Below are 911 nucleotides of genomic sequence, written 5' to 3' on the forward strand. Positions count from 1 at the left end.
CAAAACGCCCGCGTGCAATGCCCGCAAGGGCCAAAAACCAAAGGATGACGGTCGGCTTCACGACCTGAACACCTCTACATCGCCGACACGTCGCAAATTCAGCTGCTTGTTCAGCGTAGCCTTAACGCAGAAGCCGAGTGAAGCGCCACTTTCCATATGTAAGTAGTGTAAGTGGCAGTTGAAACGCAACAGCGAACGTCGCATTCGGGTTGATTCTGTTGAAAAACCCGCCCAAGAAGCGAGATTCTGGCTTCTGGAAGACATCGATCGACGGGAGTGCATCGTCATGATAGGTCTATATCACTGATCGCTTTTACAGCTCGGTCTTCCTTGACCCATGCGCGCATCCGTCGCTCGATTGCCGCGACCTGCTCATCCAGTTTTTCTGAGCCCATTCCACCGCTCACGTAGCGTATCGATTAGCGCTGCTGGGAGACGCTCGGCAACACTTGCCAGCACGTCCGGTATCGCCTTATCCAATGCCACCCGGCCTTTGCCCATCACTTCACCATATTCGGTGAGCAGTCCCCGCAGACTGTTGATTTGCATCGTGCGGAATTTCACTAGCTGGTCCCGCATCCGGTGCAGAGCCAGCATTGCCTGCTGCATTTCGGTCTTCACTGCGATCGACTTGCTGGGCTGCTGTGCAGCCAGCCAGATCGCTCGTGCGTCAGCTGCGTCATTCTTGTTACGTATATTGAACGCGTTCACGAAGACCGCCGGTATCAGCTTTCCCTGATGGCCCATCTTCGTAAACTGTCTCGCCCAGTGATGCGCTCCGCTACTGTCACGGATCGGCGTAATCGAGCCGGGGATGATCGGCGTAATGAGGCCACCTGGAATGGCCCCGAAACGCGATTTCGAAGGGACTCAAGAATGCGTTTTTTTGCCTGATTTTGCAACCACGTTTT

At 54.7% G+C, this 911-nt stretch carries 1 pseudogene; it reads right to left on the reverse strand.

The window, feature by feature from the left end:
- Nucleotides 1-296: 296 nt before the first annotated feature.
- Nucleotides 297-780 (reverse strand): annotated as a pseudogene (locus tag ACLFKU_RS43680) (IS110 family transposase); the annotation flags it as partial.
- Nucleotides 781-911: the final 131 nt, after the last annotated feature.

This window comes from Paraburkholderia sp. EG304 (genome assembly GCF_046543485.1).
GTDB classification, from domain to species: Bacteria; Pseudomonadota; Gammaproteobacteria; order Burkholderiales; family Burkholderiaceae; genus Paraburkholderia; species Paraburkholderia youngii.